The organism is Dyella acidisoli, from assembly GCF_030160295.1.
Taxonomy (GTDB): Bacteria; Pseudomonadota; Gammaproteobacteria; order Xanthomonadales; family Rhodanobacteraceae; genus Dyella_B; species Dyella_B acidisoli.
The window spans coordinates 76631-94280 of the sequence record NZ_BSOB01000017.1 but is presented as its reverse complement, the minus strand read 5'-3'; the positions used below and the strand labels follow the sequence as shown (position 1 = coordinate 94280).

General features: G+C 56.3%; 18 protein-coding genes. 14 read left to right on the top strand and 4 right to left on the bottom strand.

Going from position 1 to position 17650, the window contains the following annotated elements:
- The first annotated feature begins 23 nt into the window (after nucleotides 1-23).
- The 9 genes from QQJ86_RS09870 to QQJ86_RS09835 all read left to right on the top strand — a co-directional run bounded on the left by QQJ86_RS09870 (nucleotide 24) and on the right by QQJ86_RS09835 (nucleotide 8344).
- Nucleotides 24-1874 carry a penicillin-binding protein activator gene (locus QQJ86_RS09870; protein ID WP_284320769.1) on the top strand — a complete coding sequence of 617 codons (1851 nt, stop codon included), beginning with the start codon at nucleotides 24-26 and terminating at the stop codon, nucleotides 1872-1874.
- A complete protein-coding gene (locus QQJ86_RS09865; RefSeq protein ID WP_284320768.1) occupies nucleotides 1874-2137 on the top strand; it encodes a YraN family protein in 264 nt (87 codons plus the stop codon). Before QQJ86_RS09870 ends, QQJ86_RS09865 begins: the two co-directional genes overlap by 1 nt.
- Before the next feature lie 28 nt (nucleotides 2138-2165).
- Nucleotides 2166-2501, top strand: a complete 336-nt coding sequence (locus tag QQJ86_RS22825) for a DUF4189 domain-containing protein (protein ID WP_423372837.1) — start codon at nucleotides 2166-2168, stop codon at nucleotides 2499-2501.
- A 79-nt stretch (nucleotides 2502-2580) separates the two neighbouring features.
- Nucleotides 2581-3108 carry a hypothetical protein gene (locus tag QQJ86_RS09860; protein ID WP_284320767.1) on the top strand — a complete coding sequence of 176 codons (528 nt, stop codon included), beginning with the start codon at nucleotides 2581-2583 and terminating at the stop codon, nucleotides 3106-3108.
- Nucleotides 3105-4604, top strand: coding sequence for an XVIPCD domain-containing protein (locus QQJ86_RS09855; protein ID WP_284320766.1), 1500 nt, complete (start codon nucleotides 3105-3107; stop codon nucleotides 4602-4604). Before QQJ86_RS09860 ends, QQJ86_RS09855 begins: the two co-directional genes overlap by 4 nt.
- A 66-nt stretch (nucleotides 4605-4670) precedes the next feature.
- Complete coding sequence (locus QQJ86_RS09850; RefSeq protein ID WP_284320765.1) at nucleotides 4671-5810, top strand: hypothetical protein; 1140 nt, start codon at nucleotides 4671-4673, stop codon at nucleotides 5808-5810.
- A 180-nt stretch (nucleotides 5811-5990) separates the two neighbouring features.
- Nucleotides 5991-6320 (top strand): hypothetical protein, encoded by a 330-nt coding sequence (locus QQJ86_RS09845; RefSeq protein ID WP_284320764.1) that lies wholly within the window; start codon nucleotides 5991-5993, stop codon nucleotides 6318-6320.
- A gap of 66 nt (nucleotides 6321-6386) precedes the next feature.
- Entirely contained in the window at nucleotides 6387-7757 is a 1371-nt protein-coding gene (locus QQJ86_RS09840) for an FAD-binding oxidoreductase (RefSeq protein ID WP_284320763.1), read from the top strand.
- Between the two features lie 86 nt (nucleotides 7758-7843).
- On the top strand, nucleotides 7844-8344 hold the full coding sequence (locus tag QQJ86_RS09835; protein ID WP_425604584.1) for a uracil-DNA glycosylase family protein: 501 nt from the start codon (nucleotides 7844-7846) through the stop codon (nucleotides 8342-8344).
- 28 nt (nucleotides 8345-8372) lie between these two features.
- Here QQJ86_RS09835 and rhtC read toward each other — a convergent pair whose 3' ends face one another.
- The gene (rhtC, locus tag QQJ86_RS09830) at nucleotides 8373-9002 is read right to left on the bottom strand and encodes a threonine export protein RhtC (protein ID WP_284320761.1); all 630 of its coding nucleotides are present in this window, start codon (nucleotides 9000-9002) and stop codon (nucleotides 8373-8375) included.
- 357 nt (nucleotides 9003-9359) lie between these two features.
- Between rhtC and QQJ86_RS09825 the strand changes: the two genes are divergently transcribed.
- The 3 genes from QQJ86_RS09825 to QQJ86_RS09815 all read left to right on the top strand — a co-directional run bounded on the left by QQJ86_RS09825 (nucleotide 9360) and on the right by QQJ86_RS09815 (nucleotide 12473).
- Nucleotides 9360-10619 (top strand): nucleoside permease, encoded by a 1260-nt coding sequence (locus QQJ86_RS09825; RefSeq protein WP_284320760.1) that lies wholly within the window; start codon nucleotides 9360-9362, stop codon nucleotides 10617-10619.
- A gap of 142 nt (nucleotides 10620-10761) precedes the next feature.
- Complete coding sequence (gene dusB / locus QQJ86_RS09820) at nucleotides 10762-11748, top strand: tRNA dihydrouridine synthase DusB (protein ID WP_284320759.1); 987 nt, start codon at nucleotides 10762-10764, stop codon at nucleotides 11746-11748.
- Nucleotides 11749-11969: 221 nt separating this feature from the next.
- The gene (locus tag QQJ86_RS09815; RefSeq protein ID WP_284320758.1) at nucleotides 11970-12473 is read left to right on the top strand and encodes a lytic transglycosylase domain-containing protein; all 504 of its coding nucleotides are present in this window, start codon (nucleotides 11970-11972) and stop codon (nucleotides 12471-12473) included.
- Here the strand turns inward: QQJ86_RS09815 and QQJ86_RS09810 are convergent.
- Together QQJ86_RS09810 and QQJ86_RS09805 are read right to left on the bottom strand one after the other, a co-directional pair.
- The gene (locus QQJ86_RS09810) at nucleotides 12470-12829 is read right to left on the bottom strand and encodes a hypothetical protein (protein ID WP_284320757.1); all 360 of its coding nucleotides are present in this window, start codon (nucleotides 12827-12829) and stop codon (nucleotides 12470-12472) included. The two genes, QQJ86_RS09815 and QQJ86_RS09810, sit on opposite strands and share 4 nt — an antisense overlap.
- A 185-nt stretch (nucleotides 12830-13014) precedes the next feature.
- Complete coding sequence (locus QQJ86_RS09805; protein WP_284320756.1) at nucleotides 13015-13713, bottom strand: hypothetical protein; 699 nt, start codon at nucleotides 13711-13713, stop codon at nucleotides 13015-13017.
- 268 nt (nucleotides 13714-13981) lie between these two features.
- Here QQJ86_RS09805 and QQJ86_RS09800 point away from each other — a divergent pair, with 268 nt between their 5' ends.
- Together QQJ86_RS09800 and QQJ86_RS09795 are read left to right on the top strand one after the other, a co-directional pair.
- Nucleotides 13982-14419, top strand: a complete 438-nt coding sequence (locus tag QQJ86_RS09800) for an IS3 family transposase (protein WP_423372995.1) — start codon at nucleotides 13982-13984, stop codon at nucleotides 14417-14419.
- Between the two features lie 145 nt (nucleotides 14420-14564).
- Nucleotides 14565-16226, top strand: coding sequence for a Wzt carbohydrate-binding domain-containing protein (locus QQJ86_RS09795; RefSeq protein WP_284320754.1), 1662 nt, complete (start codon nucleotides 14565-14567; stop codon nucleotides 16224-16226).
- Nucleotides 16227-16279: 53 nt separating this feature from the next.
- On the opposite strand, the gene QQJ86_RS09790 is transcribed toward QQJ86_RS09795, so the two are convergent.
- On the bottom strand, nucleotides 16280-17629 hold the full coding sequence (locus QQJ86_RS09790; RefSeq protein WP_284320753.1) for a phosphohexomutase domain-containing protein: 1350 nt from the start codon (nucleotides 17627-17629) through the stop codon (nucleotides 16280-16282).
- Between the last annotated feature and the right edge of the window lie 21 nt (nucleotides 17630-17650).

The following is a 17650-nucleotide window of genomic DNA, read 5'->3' as shown; positions in this document are numbered from 1 at the left end:
CCCCCATGGGATCGAGGAAATCCATGCGTTCAGGTCGTCTCGCCGCGTCAGGACTGCTGATTTCAATGCTCTTGAGCGCCTGCGTGCCGTCCGTGGTGCCACGTTCGCCCGCAGAGATCGCCGCAGCGCAAAACGCTGCCGACCTGAGCAATCGGGGGCAATTCGACCAGTCCGCACAAGCCTATCTGGCGCTTGCCGCGCAAACGCCGAGCCGCGTCGATCATTACAAGCTGCTGGCCGCCGAAGCTTATCGCGAAGAAAACGCGCTGGATCGCGCGGCGCCACTTGTTACGGGCATCCAGCGCGACCGACTCAGCGATGACGAACCCGTACGCTTGGACTTGCTGCGCGCAGAAATCGCACTGCGCCAGCGCGACCCAGCCACCGCGCTGCGCTTGACCACGCAGCCGGATCTGAGCGTACCGGCGAATCTACGTCCACGCTTGCTGATCCTGCGCGCCGATGCGCTCGCTGGCACAGGCGATCTATGGGGTGCAGCGCGCACGCGCGTCGAAATGGACGACGTATTGCATGGCGCCGATCGCGAACAGAATCGCGATCAGACGCTGACGCTACTCACCAAGCTCGGTGCGCAACCGCTCAAGCAACGCGCAGCGGCCATGCAGCAAGGTGATCGCATGCTGCCATGGGTGAATGAAGCACTCGGCCGTCTGGGCGTGACGGTGGCACAGGCACAGCCGAATCTGGAACAAGCCGTCGGCACACTGGTGCCTGGCAGCGGCGCCAGTGTGCGCGAGGGCTACAAAATGCCCGCACATGTCGCGCTCTTGCTGCCCAACAGCGACGGCCTGGCGGCTGCAGGCGCAGCCATTCGCGAAGGCTTCTTTGCCGCTTACTTCCAGTCGTCCGACACGCATGCGCCACGCGCCACGGTACGCGTCTATGACAGCGGCGGCAATGCCGCCAGCGCGGTCAAGGCTTATAACCAGGCTGTAGCCGACGGCGCGCAGATGGTGATCGGTCCGTTGGCGCGCCCGGAAGTTATGGCTGTGCTCGGCCAGCCATCGCTGCCCGTTCCGGTGCTGGCGCTCAATCATTCGGATAACAAAACCCTGCCGGCGGGTACGGCAAGCGAATTTGCCCTGATGCCTGAAGACGAAGGCGCGCAGGCCGCCGATCACATGATCGAGCGCGGCCTACACAATACCTACGTACTCATTTCCGGCGACGACTTCGCCAAACGCGCCGCAGCAGCATTCAAGGCAGAGTTGGAAGCCAAGGGCGGACAGATCACCGGCACCGCACAGTTGCCGGCGAGCGGCGTCAATTACGGTGATGCCGTCAACGCATTGAATGCCGGCAATGCCGGAACCGACGCGGGCATTTTCATCAGCATGCGTGCAGAGCAAGCACGACTGCTGCTGCCGCAGTTGCGCATTGTGCGCATCAACCTGCCCGTATTCGGCACATCGCATATCTATGGCGGCAGCGATAACGCCACAGCGGATCGCGACTTGGAAGGCGTGGAATTCTGCGGCGCCCCGTGGCTGTTCGACGCACAAACCGGCCTGCCCGGCTATCACGACATCGCGGCACAGCTACCCGCCGCGCATGGCGGAACGGCCCAACTGTTCGCGTTCGGCATGGATGCATGGAACCTCGTGCCTTACCTCGACTGGCTGCACAACCATCCAGGCAGCTACCTACCCGGCGCAACGGGTCAACTTACCGTGGATACCTTCGGCCACGTGAAGCGCGTGCTGACTTGGCTGAAATTCCAAGATGGCGTAGCGCGCCCGAGCAACGCCAGCCTGCAGATGGACAGCACGCCTGATGGCCCTGCTCCCGCAAGCAGTGCATCCGCGCCGGCCGGCACCACCCCCATGCCAGCCACCCAACCCAACGGTGGCTGATGCGTGCTGCAGGGAGCGCGTTCGAACAACGCGCATGCACTGAATTGGAGGGCGCTGGGCTCAAATTGCTCACGCGCAACTACACCACGCGCTACGGTGAACTGGATCTCGTCATGCGCGACGGCGACACCGTGGTGTTCGTTGAAGTGCGGCACCGCCTACGCGCCAGCCATGGCGATGCCGCCAACTCGGTCACCGTAAGCAAACAAGCCAAGCTGATCCGCGCTGCGGAACTATGGCTGTGCACCTATTCCCGGCTATGACCAACAGCGGCCGCCACAAACTCCCACTGTGCCACCTCCGCGATGGGAGTCTCGCTGGGGGGCGATTTATACCGACGCGAACAAAGGTGTGGTTGGATTTTCCACAAGCAAATTAGGGCGAGAACAGGCTAGGCAAGCTGCATTGGAAGACTGCACGACCAAGGGCGGAATCCAGTGCAGGTACGCTATTTCTTATAGCAACAGCTGCGGTGCCATGGTCGCAGGTGACAACTGGTTCAATGTGGAATCGGGTGCAACGGAAGACGAGGCCATTCAAGCTGGAATGAAGGCGTGCAAGAAGGACAAAGACACCAATTGCCACGTCTACTTAACGACTTGCAGCCCTGCAGTACTTGTTCAATAAACGCGCCATAATGAAATCCACATTTTTCCTATCTTTTGCCCTGTTTTTGACTTTGGCCACTACTTCCTGCGGTTCCACCATGAGCACACCCGATATCAAACACAACACAAACCCGAAGGTGCGCTACGAGATCACCTTGACGATCAAGGATGCGCCAGGCCTGTTCGATTCGGTGACCGGATTCATGCAATACGATGTCGCCAACGAACAGTGCACCCCATACGAAAGATTCACTGGCATTTACCGTACACCGCCCGGCCAAAGCCCGCCGATTGCGTTCAGTCGAGTCAGTGATAACCAATACAAGGGCACCCTTCATCTCGACTTGTTGCAAGACGAGGACTACTACGGGCTTGGCGTATGTCATTGGTCGATGACAGCGGCGATCGCGCGCTTGAAATTCCAAGAAGCAACCTTCAGCCCAGACATATCGCAAAAACAGATCGTTGCGCAACAGTCAGTGACGATTTATTTCCCGAAGAGCGGTTATGGGGATAACTCGATCAAGGATATGCATTACGCCGGCTCCACTATGTCGGAGACCGTTGCTCACTATCGAGACGATTTCTTCTCCGTAACGCTTTCCTCCAAGGAGCGATTTGAATGAGCCTGGATTCTAATGACTATGCAGCTCTGTCAAAGGACTCCTACAAGGACCGAACAAAAGAAAAAGACGAGGACAGGATAGTTTCCATCGGGAAATATAAGTACAAAATCCTCGACACTGATAGCGATCCGTTCACTGGCTACCAAGGCACGGCTTACCAGAAGCTGGACGTCAACGGCCACTTCACTGGTGAGGTGATCATTGCCCATCGCGGCACCGAGTTCGGCCGCGAACCGATCAAGGATGGCCTTACCGACTTCGGCATGGTTGTTACCGGCCTCAATGCCCAAGCGCCTGCCGCTGAAGCATTTACCGAGCGCGCGATAGCAAAAGCCAAGATAGCCGCCGAAAAAGCACATGCCCCTCTACACATCACCGTCACCGGCCATTCCCTAGGCGGCACACTGGCCGAACTTACGGCATACAAATTCCATCTGCATGGTGAAACCTTCAATGCGTATGGGGTTGCAGGCCTGATGCATGGCGTTCCAGAAGGCGGATCGCAGGTTATCAATCACGTACGCGCCACTGACGTAGTGAGCGCCGCCAGCGCGCACTTCGGTGAAGTACGAGTCTATGCCACCACACAGGATATCGATCGCCTTTCCCATGCACATTACCACGAAGATGGGGCGGGTCTTGGGCGCAATGTGATTCACGCGATCGACCCAGGTGCGCATGGCATCGACAACTTCGTACCGGATGCACAAGGTCACTCGGCTCTCGATGCCGAGAATACCGCCCGCTATGGCGCCCATCACGCCATGGTCGACCGCTTCCGACAAGATGTACTAACGGCACGAACAGTGATATCGGCCCGGTGGGAAGTGCAAAAGTTCGCTTACGAAGCCAGCCAGGCCGTGACAGTCGCTGCAGCGGCACGTTGGCTTGAGACATTCGAGACGGCACGAGACACCACCGTCAAGACAGCCCACGTCGTGGGTGAGGCGTTCGACAACGCGCATGATGCGATGGCACGCAGTACAAAGGCCATGAACGACAGCATGGCGTACCTCTCCCAATCGCTTAGTGATGCAGGCAGTCGACTTGAGTCCAAATCTACGACTCCCACTTCTCGCATCTTGCTGGACGATCCCAGTCACCCTAGCCACGCGCTGTTTCAGCAAAGCCTGCAGGGCATACAGCAACTCAATAACGAGCATGGCGTAGCACCATCCGAACGCGACGGTCGTTTTGCGGGCGCGCTGGCGGCGGCCGCAGCAGCAAATGGTCTTTCTCAGATCGATCGTGTAGCGCTCAGCCAGGACGCCACCTACGCATTTGCGGTGTGTAAAGAAGGCGAACAGGATCTTTGGGGCGTAAAGCCTTGGATCGCTCGTGTAGAGACCGCGACCGCACTGAATACGCCATTGGTGCTAAGCAGTGAGGCCTGTATGCGGGCTATGCAGCAAAGAACTGACGAAAGCGCACGCGAGCATATGCCGGCACGCCGACACGAGCAGACTCAGGAACATACGAAGCACATCCATCAGTAGGAACGCTCCCTCACGGCAACAAGAAAGGCTGTCTCCACAAATCGAACGGTTAATAGGACAAAGAATATGAAACGGAATTACAGCAAAACACTTCATGCGACCTTCTCCTTGATCTTCGGTGCCATGCTGGCGACATTCGTTGCAGGCGCCGCCGATTCTCAGCTTGAGGGAGAAAATATTCTTCAGGTTTTGCCCAAGGATTTCGAGGTCGCTAATCAGCAGTCCCCCAACCACATCACCTTGACCGAGATGATTCCTAAGGGCGAGACGGTGGACCACTGGACTCAAATGGTCACAACTCAGATTTTTCACGGCATCGACGATCCTGCCTTCTACCCCTATTACAAGAAGCAAACTGGCGATCGCTTCGAGCAAGCCTGCGACGTTTCCAATTCGGAATCTTTTACGGAGCTTGACGGCGAAGAGAACGGCTACCCCGTTCATCTATGGCTTGCTTCCTGCAAGTTCAAAAATCCAAGGCAGGCACCGGAAATAACACTCTTCAAATTCATTCAGGGCAATGACGCCGCTTATGTGGTGCAGTTGGCGACGCACTACGAACCGACTGATGAGCAAATGAATGAGAGCATGAAGTATTTAGCCAAAGTCTTGGTCTGCGACACACGGCGAAAGGAAAGCCCATGTTCCATGCCAAGCCCCTCATCCAGTAACGCCGATGCTCCAGCACAGGACGGCGTAGCCGAACATAAAGTTTCGATAGGAGATGCCAATGCCCACGGAATCCCCTGCCTATCGATGCAGGACGTAAAAAATACGTATACACCCTTCGACTTGATAGCCAGCTTTGCGCAATGCGCTGATGAAGGCGACTATGACAAGGCAGCACGCCTGTATATAACAGCCAATTCGTACACCAAGTTCGATATAGCCAGAGTTGCCGATCCTAGCGTGGGAGATATGAGAACCATTGTCGCCTTGCGCATGGCCTCATACATGAGCGAAACACAGCGTAAAACATTTGATGAAGCACTTCATGCCATTACGGACAACGAAACACCATTGAATGCTTTTTGCGCGCAGATTCGTCGACTTGGACCACCCAGTTACTACCCGGACTATCTCATTGCGCATGGCATGAATGGCTTCCTCGACGAGTCGACACGTGGCGCTGCGCTAAAGGCTGATTTCAATGCTCGTGAAACGTGGAATAGCCTCGAAAAGGACTTTGTCCGATGCAAGTCGTGACGCATCGTAGCCATCGACGTCAACGCGATGACTTATACATGCATCACGCCACATGTTCATGATGGAGCATCCAAACCATGCTCGCTTTATGAGTGGCTCGATAGCGAAGCAGCGCCACCTTCACGAATACCCATGCAAAGGACAAGATCCCACTTCGGCACGGAAGCTAAGGAAGCCCTAATGAGGAGCTCGATTTTCATAGCTGCAACATTGCTCGCTCTTACTATCAATGCGCAAGGAACCTTGCAGTTCAGAGCTAATGATCCCTTCGCTTTCTGCACGCAAGGCCAAGACCTTCCCGATCCATGCTGGAAGCCACTGCCCCCATATACAGGTGGTGCCGCGTGGACTTACACGGGCACCTGCGATCCGCCAAACGAGTACGGGCGGTTGTGGACAGGTGACGACTATCGTGCCTTGAGCCAGTACCAAGCGATCTGCGCGATGGCAGGAAAAAGCGGCGCCTGGACTGGCGAGACGCCGCCCGACTTGGTGCCATTCAAGCACTGACCCCAAACGCGTTGGCGAGCCGCTCAATACACGGGTTTTACGACGCTTCGGCGTTAAACTGGTTATATGCCACTTCCCGCTGCCCTGCTCGACACCCTTCGCGCCATCTTTGCCACCCACGCGCTGTCGGTGGGTGAGGCCGAGCGACTCGCCTACGCCTACGACAACTCGCGTTGCAATGCCTTGCCTGATGCCGTGGTGTTTCCGACTGAACATGCACAAGTAGAAGCGCTCGTTCGCACATGCCGGCAGCATCACGTGCCCATCGTGGCGCGGGGGCGTGGCACCAACACCACTGGGGCCACCGTGCCGGTAAACGGCGGCGTCGTGGTGAGCTTCGAACGCATGAATCGCATCGTGCGCATCGATCCGGACAATCGCCTAGCTGTCGTAGAGCCTGGTGTGCTTAATGGTGACCTGCAAAATGCGCTGAAGCCGCATGGCTTCTTCTGGCCGCCCGATCCCACGTCGTCACCTTGGTGCAGCATCGGCGGCAATCTTGCCTGCAATTCGGCCGGGCCGCGTACAGTGAAATACGGCAGCCCGCGCGAAAACACACTCGGCCTTCGCGCCGTGGCCGGCACGGGTGAAAGTTTTCGTTGCGGCACATACACAAGCAAAGGTGCGACGGGCTACGACCTCACACGCTTGCTGATCGGCTCGGAAGGTACGCTTGCGCTGATCACCGAAGCCACGCTCAAGCTGACACCGAAACCTTCGGGCATGCGCACACTACGTGCCACTTATCGTGACGTAAACAGCGCGGCGCATGCCGTAGCGCGCATCATGGCGCAACCGGTCACGCCATGCGCATTGGAATTCATCGATGATGTGGCGCTGAAACTCGCGCGCGATTATGGTGGCGACGATGTGCCGTTGGCCGGCGCAATGCTGATGATCGAAGTCGATGGCGAACCGGACACCTTGCCTTCCGCGGTCGCCGCCGTATCGCAAGCAGCGCGTGGCGAGGGCTTGGAAGAGCTGCGTATCGCGCAGACCGCCGAGGAAACACAGGCGTTATGGTCCGCACGCAAAGCCCTGTCGCCCGCGCAACGCACGATTTCACCGAACAAGATCAACGAAGATGTCGTCGTGCCGGTAAGTCGACTTCCTGAGCTGGTGAATGGCATCCGCGAGCTTTCGCGCAAGCACGATGTGTTGATCGTCACCTTCGGCCACGCCGGCAACGGCAACCTGCATGTAAACCTGCTGCCGCGCGACGATGCCGAACGTCAGCGCGCGCATGCCTGCCTCGCAGAAGTGTTCGCGCTGGTGATTGCTTTGCAGGGCACGCTCTCCGGTGAGCACGGCATTGGCTTGGTGAAACGTGAATTCATGCCACTGGCACTGGAACCTGGCACGCTGGGTCTAATGCGCAGTGTGAAAGCTGCATTCGATCCGGAGGGAATCATGAATCCGGGCAAATTGCTGCCATGACAGAGAGCGATGCACTCCATGCGCTTCTCGTCGATATTCGAGCATGCCATCTCTGCGCCGCGCAGCTAAAGGATGGACCGCGTCCAGTGTTGCAAGCCAGCGCATCATCACGCTTGCTGATCGTCAGCCAGGCACCGGGGCGTAAAGTCCACGCCACCGGCATCCCGTTCAATGACGTCAGTGGTGATCGGTTGCGTGATTGGTTGGGTGTCGATCGCGATCTGTTTTACGACGCACAGCGCATTGCGATTGTGCCCATGGGCTTCTGCTTTCCTGGGAGTGGCCGTAACGGCGATTTACCACCGCGTCCCGAATGCGCACCAACTTGGCATCCGCGATTGATGCCCCTACTGAAGTGTGTGCAGTTGACGCTGGCGATCGGACAGTATGCGCAAGCCGGCGTTCTGAGCGAACAGCGAGGCGCCACGCTCACCGACACCATGCTGGCATGGCGCGAACACCTAGCTCGCGGAATATTGCCGCTGCCGCATCCAAGTCCCCGCAATCGCGCGTGGCTGAAGCGCAATCCGTGGTTTGAAGTGGAGCTGTTGCCGGTGTTACGCAGCGAAGTGGCGCGCGTGCTGTAGGTTGGGGTGCAAACCCCAACCCACGAGCTCAGGTGGCTCGACGGGAAAAGATCAGGTGCAGCCCGAACAGCATGAACACCGCACCGGCGCAACCATCAATCCAGCGGCTGAGGCGCAGATAGCCACGGCGCATCACCGGCAAGGCAAAGCAGCCGGCCACGAACGAGAACCACAGAAACGTCTCGACCACTACCATCGCCCACAACCCCCAGCGCGCAGCCGGCGAGATACCCGTACCAACAAACGCCGAAAAAATGCTGCCGAAATAAATCACCACTTTCGGATTGGCAAGATTGGTGAGCAGGCCATTGCGCAGCGAGCGCCAAGCGCCAACGAACACCTGCACGGGTTGCGCTGCTTGATTCTGCGCAGGCTTGGTCAGCGCGCTGCGCAGCATCTTCAGACCCATCCAGCATAGATAAAGGCCGCCGCAGATCGCGATCAGGCGCTCCAGCCAGATCAGCCGGTGCAACAACAATTGCAGACCAAGCAGCGCCAGTCCCGCCCACATCGCCACCCCAAGAGTGATGCCCGCCACGCCCGCCATGGCTTCGTGCCGCGACCGGCTCACCGCCGTCTGCGAGACGAAGAAGAAATCCGGCCCGGGACTCATCAGGGCGATGATCTGGACGATCGCGATGGTGATGAACTGGCTCATGGGGTCGCTCCGGCAAACTCTACGCAGTGTAGCGGCACGAGCGGGCCACCCACACTGCCGCGGCGAGCCTTGCCGGCCGGGCCGGGGTTCCTCTACGCTGCCGGAGCATCATGTACGGGCTCGCCCGGCTTTTTGTAGGGGATGTTTACCCTTGCCAGTCGTCATTCCGGCGAAGGCCGGAATCCAGTTTAAACACGTCCTGCGAAGCACTCGAAATATGTCGATGCGCTTCGCACGATGCACTCAACTGGATTCCGGCCTTCGCCGGAATGACGATAGGCAATGACCGGCATTCCCGAAACAGCACAAACCTATACGCATCACCCAGGGGAACGAACACATGCAGGAAACCAACCCATGAGCCTGAAGTTGCGACTCATCGCGATGAATTTCCTGCAGTACTTCGTTTGGGGTGCGTGGCTGATCACCATCGGCGCCTACTGGTTCCAGAACCGGCATTGGTCTGGCGCCCAGTTTGGCGCGATCTTCTCGACCATGGGCCTCGCTTCGCTGTTCATGCCATCGATTCTCGGCGTAGTCGCAGACAAATGGATACGCGCGGAGCGCTTATACGGTTGCCTGCACATCCTTGGCGCGGCGGTGCTGTGCATCGTGCCAACCATCGACAAGCCCAGTACGCTGTTCTGGGTGATGCTGCTGAACATGATGTGCTACATGCCCACCATTTCGCTGGCGATCACGGTGGCCTACAACGCGTTGAAGCGGGACGGCGCAGACGTAGTGCGCGTCTATCCGCCGATTCGTGTGTGGGGCACCGTGGGTTTCATCGCGGCGATGTGGATGGTGAGCCTGCTGCACCTGGAAACCACCACCGGCCAGTTCTATGTCGCCGCAGGCGCTGCGCTGCTGCTAGGCGTCTATGCTTTCACATTACCGCCCTGCCCGCCGCGCCTGCGCGGCGAAGCCCACCACTCCTGGCTGGATGCCTTGGGCCTCACCTCGTTCGCACTGTTCAAGCAAGCCAAAATGGCGGTCTTCTTCATCTTCGCCATGCTGCTCGGCGCCGCGCTGCAATTGACCAACGCCTACGGCGATACGTTCTTGCACGACTTCGCGCATGTGGAGGCCTACAAGGATCTGGTCGCAGTGCGGTATCCCGCAATCATCATGTCGATTTCGCAGGTGTCGGAAACGCTGTTCATCCTGGCGATTCCGTTCTTTCTGAAACGCTTCGGCATCAAGACCGTCATGTTGATCAGCATGCTGGCATGGACGTTGCGCTTCGGCCTGTTCGCGTTCGGTGATCCGGGCAATGGGCTGTGGATGATCGTGCTGTCGTGCATCGTCTACGGCATGGCCTTCGATTTCTTCAACATCTCCGGCTCGCTGTTCGTGGAAGGCCAGAGCGACCCGGCCATCCGCGCCAGTGCGCAAGGCCTGTTCATGCTGATGACCAATGGCGTCGGTGCGGTGCTCGGTAGCTCGATCAGCGGCCTGGTAATCGATGCCTACTTCACCCGCCCGGATCACTCACTGGACTGGCACAGCATCTGGCTCACATTCGCGGCGTATTCGCTGGTGGTGGCCGTGGTGTTCGTGTTTCTGTTCAAACACAAGCATGTGCCGGAAGCTCTGCAGGGCGCCCCTGCGCACTGATTCACGAATTTGCCCCCTCCCCTGCTTGCAGGGGAGGGTTGGGGTGGGGTGAGCACTTACTTCAAGCCCACCCACAAGCGCCCACTCCCTCCCAATCTCTTCCGAATCCGGCCCCGGGACAGCGTGGCGCTACAATAAGTCGATGCAAATCGGCCCCTACCGCATCGATCCGCCCGTCGTGCTCGCCCCCATGGCCGGCGTCACTGACAAACCCTTCCGCCTGCTGTGCAAACGGCTGGGTGCGGGCCTTGCCGTATCGGAGATGACCACCGCTGATCCCCGCTTGTGGCAAACCCGCAAGTCGCTCAAACGCATGGATCACGAAGGCGAGCCGGAACCCGTCAGCGTTCAGATCGCCGGCTACGACCCCGCCATGCTCGCCGAAGCCGCGCGCTTCAATGTTGCCCATGGCGCGCAGTTGATCGACATCAACATGGGCTGCCCTGCCAAGAAAGTCTGCAACGTGTGGTCCGGCTCCGCACTGCTGCAGGATGAACCATTGGTGGCGCGCATCGTGAAAACAGTAGTGGATGCGGTGGAAGTACCGGTCACACTGAAAATCCGCACCGGCTGGGATCGCCAGCACAAGAACGCACTCACCATAGCGCGCATTGCCGAAGACAACGGCATTGCCGCACTCGCCGTGCACGGTCGCACCCGCGCCGACAAATACGAAGGCGAAGCCGAATACGACACCATCGCTGCAGTGAAAGCCGCCGTACGCATTCCGGTGCTTGCCAATGGCGACATCACTACGCCACAGCAAGCCAAGCACGTACTCGACGTCACCCATGCCGACGCAGTGATGATCGGCCGCGGCGCGCAAGGCCGCCCCTGGATCTTCCGCGAAATCGCACACTATCTCGCTACCGGCGAGTTGCTTCCCGAGCCATCGCTGTTCGAGGTCTCAACCATCCTGCTCGGCCACCTCGAACACCTGTATGGATTTTATGGCGAGCACGCGGGCGTACGCATTGCGCGCAAGCATTTGGGCTGGTACGCCAAAGATCGGCCGGAAAATGGAGCTTTTCGAGATGTAGTGAACCGCGCAGAAAGTGCTCAAGACCAACTAAATCTGACCGCCTCCTACTTCGAAGTACTACATAACCACCTACGCGTCGCCGCATGATCCGTCAACGATAGCCTGAAGATTATTGTCATAGGCTAACAATCGCTTAGAGCGACCCGAACTCCAGAATCGTCGTCCCAGTGAACGCCAAGACCCAGTGTCTTTGGGCGCTAGAGAGCCGCTGGACCCCGAGAGGCAACAATTTATTCAGATCATCCCTAGATCGACGGAAAGGAAGCGACGCCATAATCAGCGGGACGTCGAACAATCGGCAGGAAGCCATGCTCACTCACCTCCTACAGAAAGCATCCAAGCCAGCAGTAGCGCGATTGGTTTGGCTCGCAGCAATATTCGCTGCCCTTGGCTGCAATCATGCCCACGCAGACTGCATAGACGACGCAGCACGCTACCAGCTAATACACCCTTATGTACTACGGGCCATCGCTTACCAAGAATCGCAGATGCGCCCGGACATCACTCACTCCAACACCAATCGCACGACCGACTACGGCGTCATGGGCATCAATTCCGTGCATCTGCCCGAACTGTCCGGTTTCGGCATCGCGCCAGACCAATTGATGGACCCGTGCATTAACGCATACGTCGGCGCCTGGTATTTGCGCCGCAAGATGGAAAAGTACGGGAACACTTGGCGCGCCGTCGCCGCCTATCACTCCGAAACACCGGAAGTCGGCTCAGCCTACGTCGCCAGAATTCAAGATTTACTTACGTCGTGGGGCGCCCTCGATCCGAACACCTCCGAACCAACAGCAGTAACCCGCTAACGTAACGCTTGTGCTACGCATTCCTTGCACAACGACCACGTCTCCGGATTATCACGAAGCGTCTCCACGATCAGACCTAACGCTTGCTGGAATTGCGACTCGTTGCTGAATTCGTCTCCAAACTCCCGTTTGAGCAGCCCTTCAACCAGACAGGTGACCAACACACACTCGTCCGTTACGCCAGCCGAGTGCAAGGCTTTGACCAAATCGGCAGGATGATTGGCGCCAGCCGCAATGCCAGCCTTTCGCTCTAGAGCCACAGCACCTGGTTGAACGCTCTCGGCGCTCTTGTTTTGCCGCTTAAGCTGCGTGCGCAATCGCGCGACCAGCTGATCGATTCGAGTAAAGGACGTCATACAGTTATTGTGCCTAGGAACGTCCTACCATAATTCAGTTTTAGGACACGCAAAGTTGTCAATTCACGGGGAACTCCGCGACATACCATCCAGCTTGAACAAGTATTTAATTCGCAAATAATGGACCAACTCTGTACAGCAGAGTTGGCCCAGATGGATGACACAGCTTTATTTGAAAACTGATGTCACGGTGCAGCAGCACGCAATTCCGACGATCCGAGACCAAAGAGCTCCTTACTCAACAAGTCATCACAAGCCAATCGCGCCTTGTCCAGATATTCCTTTAACAACGCAGCCTGGTTAGCCAGCAATTGGTCTTTGGTGGGTGGCTTCTTATCATCACCCTGAGTAGTCTGACACATAGCTTGCGCGACCACTTTCTTTTTCGGAACGTCAATCAATCGAGCTTTAGCTACATAGTTCACCCGGTAGTGAGACCAGTCCGTCGGGTAATAAACGAATTGCCAAGCGAAAGTCCTGGCATCCAACAGCAAGTCGGCACCTTTGTAAACCTCAATTATCGTCTGTATTTTGTCGTTCTTGGCAACAGAAACGTCGGGGTTCACGATCACCTTCGCGCTATAAGCTGATGCGATTTTTTCGGCAAGCGACAACCCTAGAACCGGCGCGGGATCGTGGACATCATTTTCCTTGACGAGTGCATTGCCCGCCGAAATCATGGCTGCAGCACCGATCAACCCGAACGCCGCCCTCCCCACTGTAACCGCATTGAAATCTGGTGTTTGATAGCGAGTTACTGCGATCTTCTTCCCCTGGAACCCAGCCGCATCATGACTAGACATGGGAATAGTTTTAACACTCACACAACCCGTCAATGCCATGACCCCGCTCAACGATATAAATTTTATGGCATTTTTAATCATTCCCTATCCCCATATTAAAATTCGTTTATTACATGGACATCATGGATTGCTAGAAATCCGACCAAAGACTAAGAAGGACGCGCCGGTTATGGGCTAGAAAACAACCGATTTAATGGCGACAGCATCACCTCAAATCGTTTTTCTAATGACATCAATAGATGTACAAGCTGATAAAATGATTCATCGCATGCAAAGAGATTAACGATTATCGCCTGTCGAAATCAGCAGTTAGTCAGCAAAAAGGATTTCGCGGGTAAAAATCTGACGGATAGAGGGCGTGATTGCTGACACGCACACGCCTGTCGTGGTTGACCTGATGACAGCTAACGCATGGCGTTGCCAACCGATATTGGATGCATTGCTGATGGCAATCTGGCGTCGACGCCCAACGGGAGAGGTTGTTATCCATTCGGACCAGGGCGTGCAATACGGCAGCGACGATTGGCGCCGCTTCTGTCGCGAACACGGATTGCAGGTCAGTATGAGTCGACGCGGTAACTGCTGGGATAACTCCGTTGCGGAGTCGTTCTTCAGCAGCTTAAAGAAGGACCGTGTGCGCGGCCGTGTCTACAGTAGCCGTGAAGAAGCGCGCAGCGATGTGTTCGATTACATCGAGGTTTTCTACAACCGACAACGCCGGCATGGACATCTGGGAGGCCTTGCGCCGATGATGTTTGAGGCGGCTAGCTCAAAAACCAGTGCCTAACCGTCTATGAAAGCGGGAGCGTACCACATGATGGTTGGCACAGGATAGTTACAGAAGCCTTGCGAATAACTTACAATCCATTTGCAAGCTCCGTGTCGGGGGAACGGACGTCCTAACTCAAATTCGCATAGCGAAGACGTGCCGAATGCAAAAACTTCTTCACTTTCATCTCCCCAAGACAGGCGGCACAACGTTACGCCACCATCTGATCAATCAATTGGGAGAGCACAAAGTCACTCCTGCCTTGACCGGAATGCGCTTGGCGGATGCACTGATCGAGTGGGATCAAATGGAGGCCATCAGCGGCCACTTCTTGGCACGTCATGGCGACAGACTACCGCCAGATCGCTACAGCTTCACCGTCCTTCGCGACCCTCTGGATCGCTTTCTTTCTGACTTCTATTTTTCAAAGATAGATAACTCGCGCAGGCCTCTCGATGGAAGAACCCACGCTCTTGATCTCGATTCTTACCTCGATAGCCTAACTGACAGGGAACGCAAAGGGTTTCCACTTCAGTTGGAAATGCTCTACCCCCTTGGCACGAACTCTCAATGCACTCTCACCCAGGACGACAAGTTGTCGGCCGCTCTGAATGTGCTGGAGCTTTTTAGTTCGATAGCCATCCAGGACGAACTGGAAGACTTCACATGCATGCTTGACGCCAATTTCCATTGGCCATGCAGGCCAACCCCCAGGGTCAATGTCACATCATATCGGCTGAATCTCGACGATTTAAGTGCATCGCAACGCAAACGCTTAAGGCTGTTGCTTGAGCCGGAAGTGGAGCTCTACCAGCGGGCCAAGGAAATATTCAAGAAACAAAGGAGACTGCTCCTAAGCCTGGCCCAGGGCAAAGTGGGAGCTAATCCTGTTCTTGAGTCGACCGAATCAGCGAAGAATCAGACCATACCGTCCCCTAAAAACCTCGGGGACCTGAGGTGCGTGATCAAAACGGTTCGCGTGAGTGGCTCCATATCGGGCGACGGGCGTGTTATGAGCGGAGAGCAAATTTCAATCTCGATTGCGTTTGAAGCAAAAGTAACCGTGGCGTCGTTAAATATAGGAATCGCTATCAAGAATGATCGCGGCGTGCTTATATTTGGCACCAACTCAATGCTTTTGGGCGAAGTATTCAGCCTCACGGCTGGCGGATACGTCGCCACGTATCGCATGCTAAATCGCATGCCGATAGGAAAATACTACTTAGACGCAGCTCTGATTCCAACCGAGACCCACTATGAAGGTTGCTATAACTGGATAGAGCAGGCTGCTTCGTTCGATGTATACGATGTTGCCTTGACGACCTTTGAAGGCAAGATATTGATGGATGCCCAGGTTGAATTAACGCCGATGTCAGACTCGTCTTCATGCTCTGTCGCCCCTTATATAACCGCGAATCGATTTCTACGAGCGAGGGCACGATCGAATGAACCTTTGAGTGATTTCAACTCTGAAATTGTTGCGATGTGTTCGCCAGAAACTGTTCAGGGCGGAAGTGAGGCGTTATTTCCGGTGCGATTGAACAACAAGAGCAATGTGACTTGGCCTGCTTTAGGCCTACAACCGGTCGCCCTGTCTTATCGTTGGTACAGTAGTGAAGGCGCTGTCTTGATCGCCGACGGTTTAAGAACACAGCTTCCCATCGATGTGGAGCCCGGTCAGAGCATCGCCGTAGTACTTCACGTCAAAGTCCCGGACGCTAAAGGCAAACTGGCCCTGACGGTGTCGTTGGTTCAAGAGGGCGTAAGCTGGTTTATGGATAGACACCCTAGCTCCGCCCTTGTATTCAATCTCGCTATCATTTGAGTTCAATATGGGGGCTATGGAATACCCCACCAATTAGCGAGAGCGAGAATGACTCAAGCAGATGAAATAAGACTGGAAAGCAGCTCAGTCTTCTCCTTCATCACAAGCGCATCTCCCCTGCTTTCCACGTTCAAACGTAACAGCGGCTCTGTATTGGACGCGCGCAGATTAAAGCGCCACTCACCAAAATCTGCACTGATGCCATCCACCTTTTCCACGTGTGGCTTCTGACTAGCAAAATGAGCCATGACGTGATCAACGGCCTTGGCGGCATTGTCAACGGTAAAATTGATCTCTCCACTACATGGGAAATCAGCAACCTGCTTGCTTACTAACGACTCAAGAGACTGACCACTCTGGCTGATGCGCTCTGCCAAAAGCAGCCAGGGAATCATTCCCGAGTCGCAGTAGGCAAAATCACGAAAGTAATGATGGGCACTCATTTCTCCACCGTAGATCGCGTCCTCTGCCCGCATGCGCTCCTTGATAAAAGCATGCCCCGTCTTGCTCTGCACCGGTATACCACCGGCATCTCGCACCATCTCGATGGTGTTCCACGTCAGACGGGGATCGTGGATCACCTTTGCGCCAGGATGCTTTTCGAGAAGCTGAGCGGCGAGCAGACCGACGATATAATACCCCTCGATAAACCCGCCCTCGGCATCAAAGAAGAAGCAGCGGTCAAAGTCGCCATCCCAGGCTAACCCAAAGGCCGCGCCATGATCGCGGACTGCATCCGCTGTAGCGGCACGGTTTTCAGGTAACAACGGATTGGGAATGCCGTTAGGGAACCTGCCGTCTGGCTCATGGTTTACCCGAATGAATTCAAACGGTAAATGTCTGGCGAGCAAATCCACCACTGGTCCCGCACAACCGTTGCCAGCATTCACTACAATCTTCAACGGCCGCAGAGCCATCCCATCGATATAGCCCATCAGATGGCTGATATAGGCCGCCTTGTCGTGATCACGGGTCACGTGACCAAGACGCTCTGCATCCACGAAGCGGTTCTCTTCCACCAAACGCTCCATGTCACGTAAGCCCGTATCACCGCTGATTGGGCGGGCTCCTTCCCGCACCAGCTTCATGCCGTTGTAGTCCATCGGGTTGTGGCTGGCAGTGACCATAATCCCGCCGATCACACCACGATGAAATGTCTGGAAGTAAACCTCTTCAGTACCACACAAGCCGATGTCGATGACATCACAGCCGGCCTGGGTCAGGCCTTCGGACAGCGCTGCAGCCAGTGCCGGACTGTCCTTCCGGATGTCATAACCGATCACCACGCGGCCATTACCCACGATCTGAGCAAATGCACGGCCGATTCGTTCTGCCAATTCGACGTTGAGTTCATCAGGAATGCGGCCGCGAATGTCGTAAGCCTTGAAGCTCTTGAGCGCCATTTTACAGTTCTCCTGGAGGCC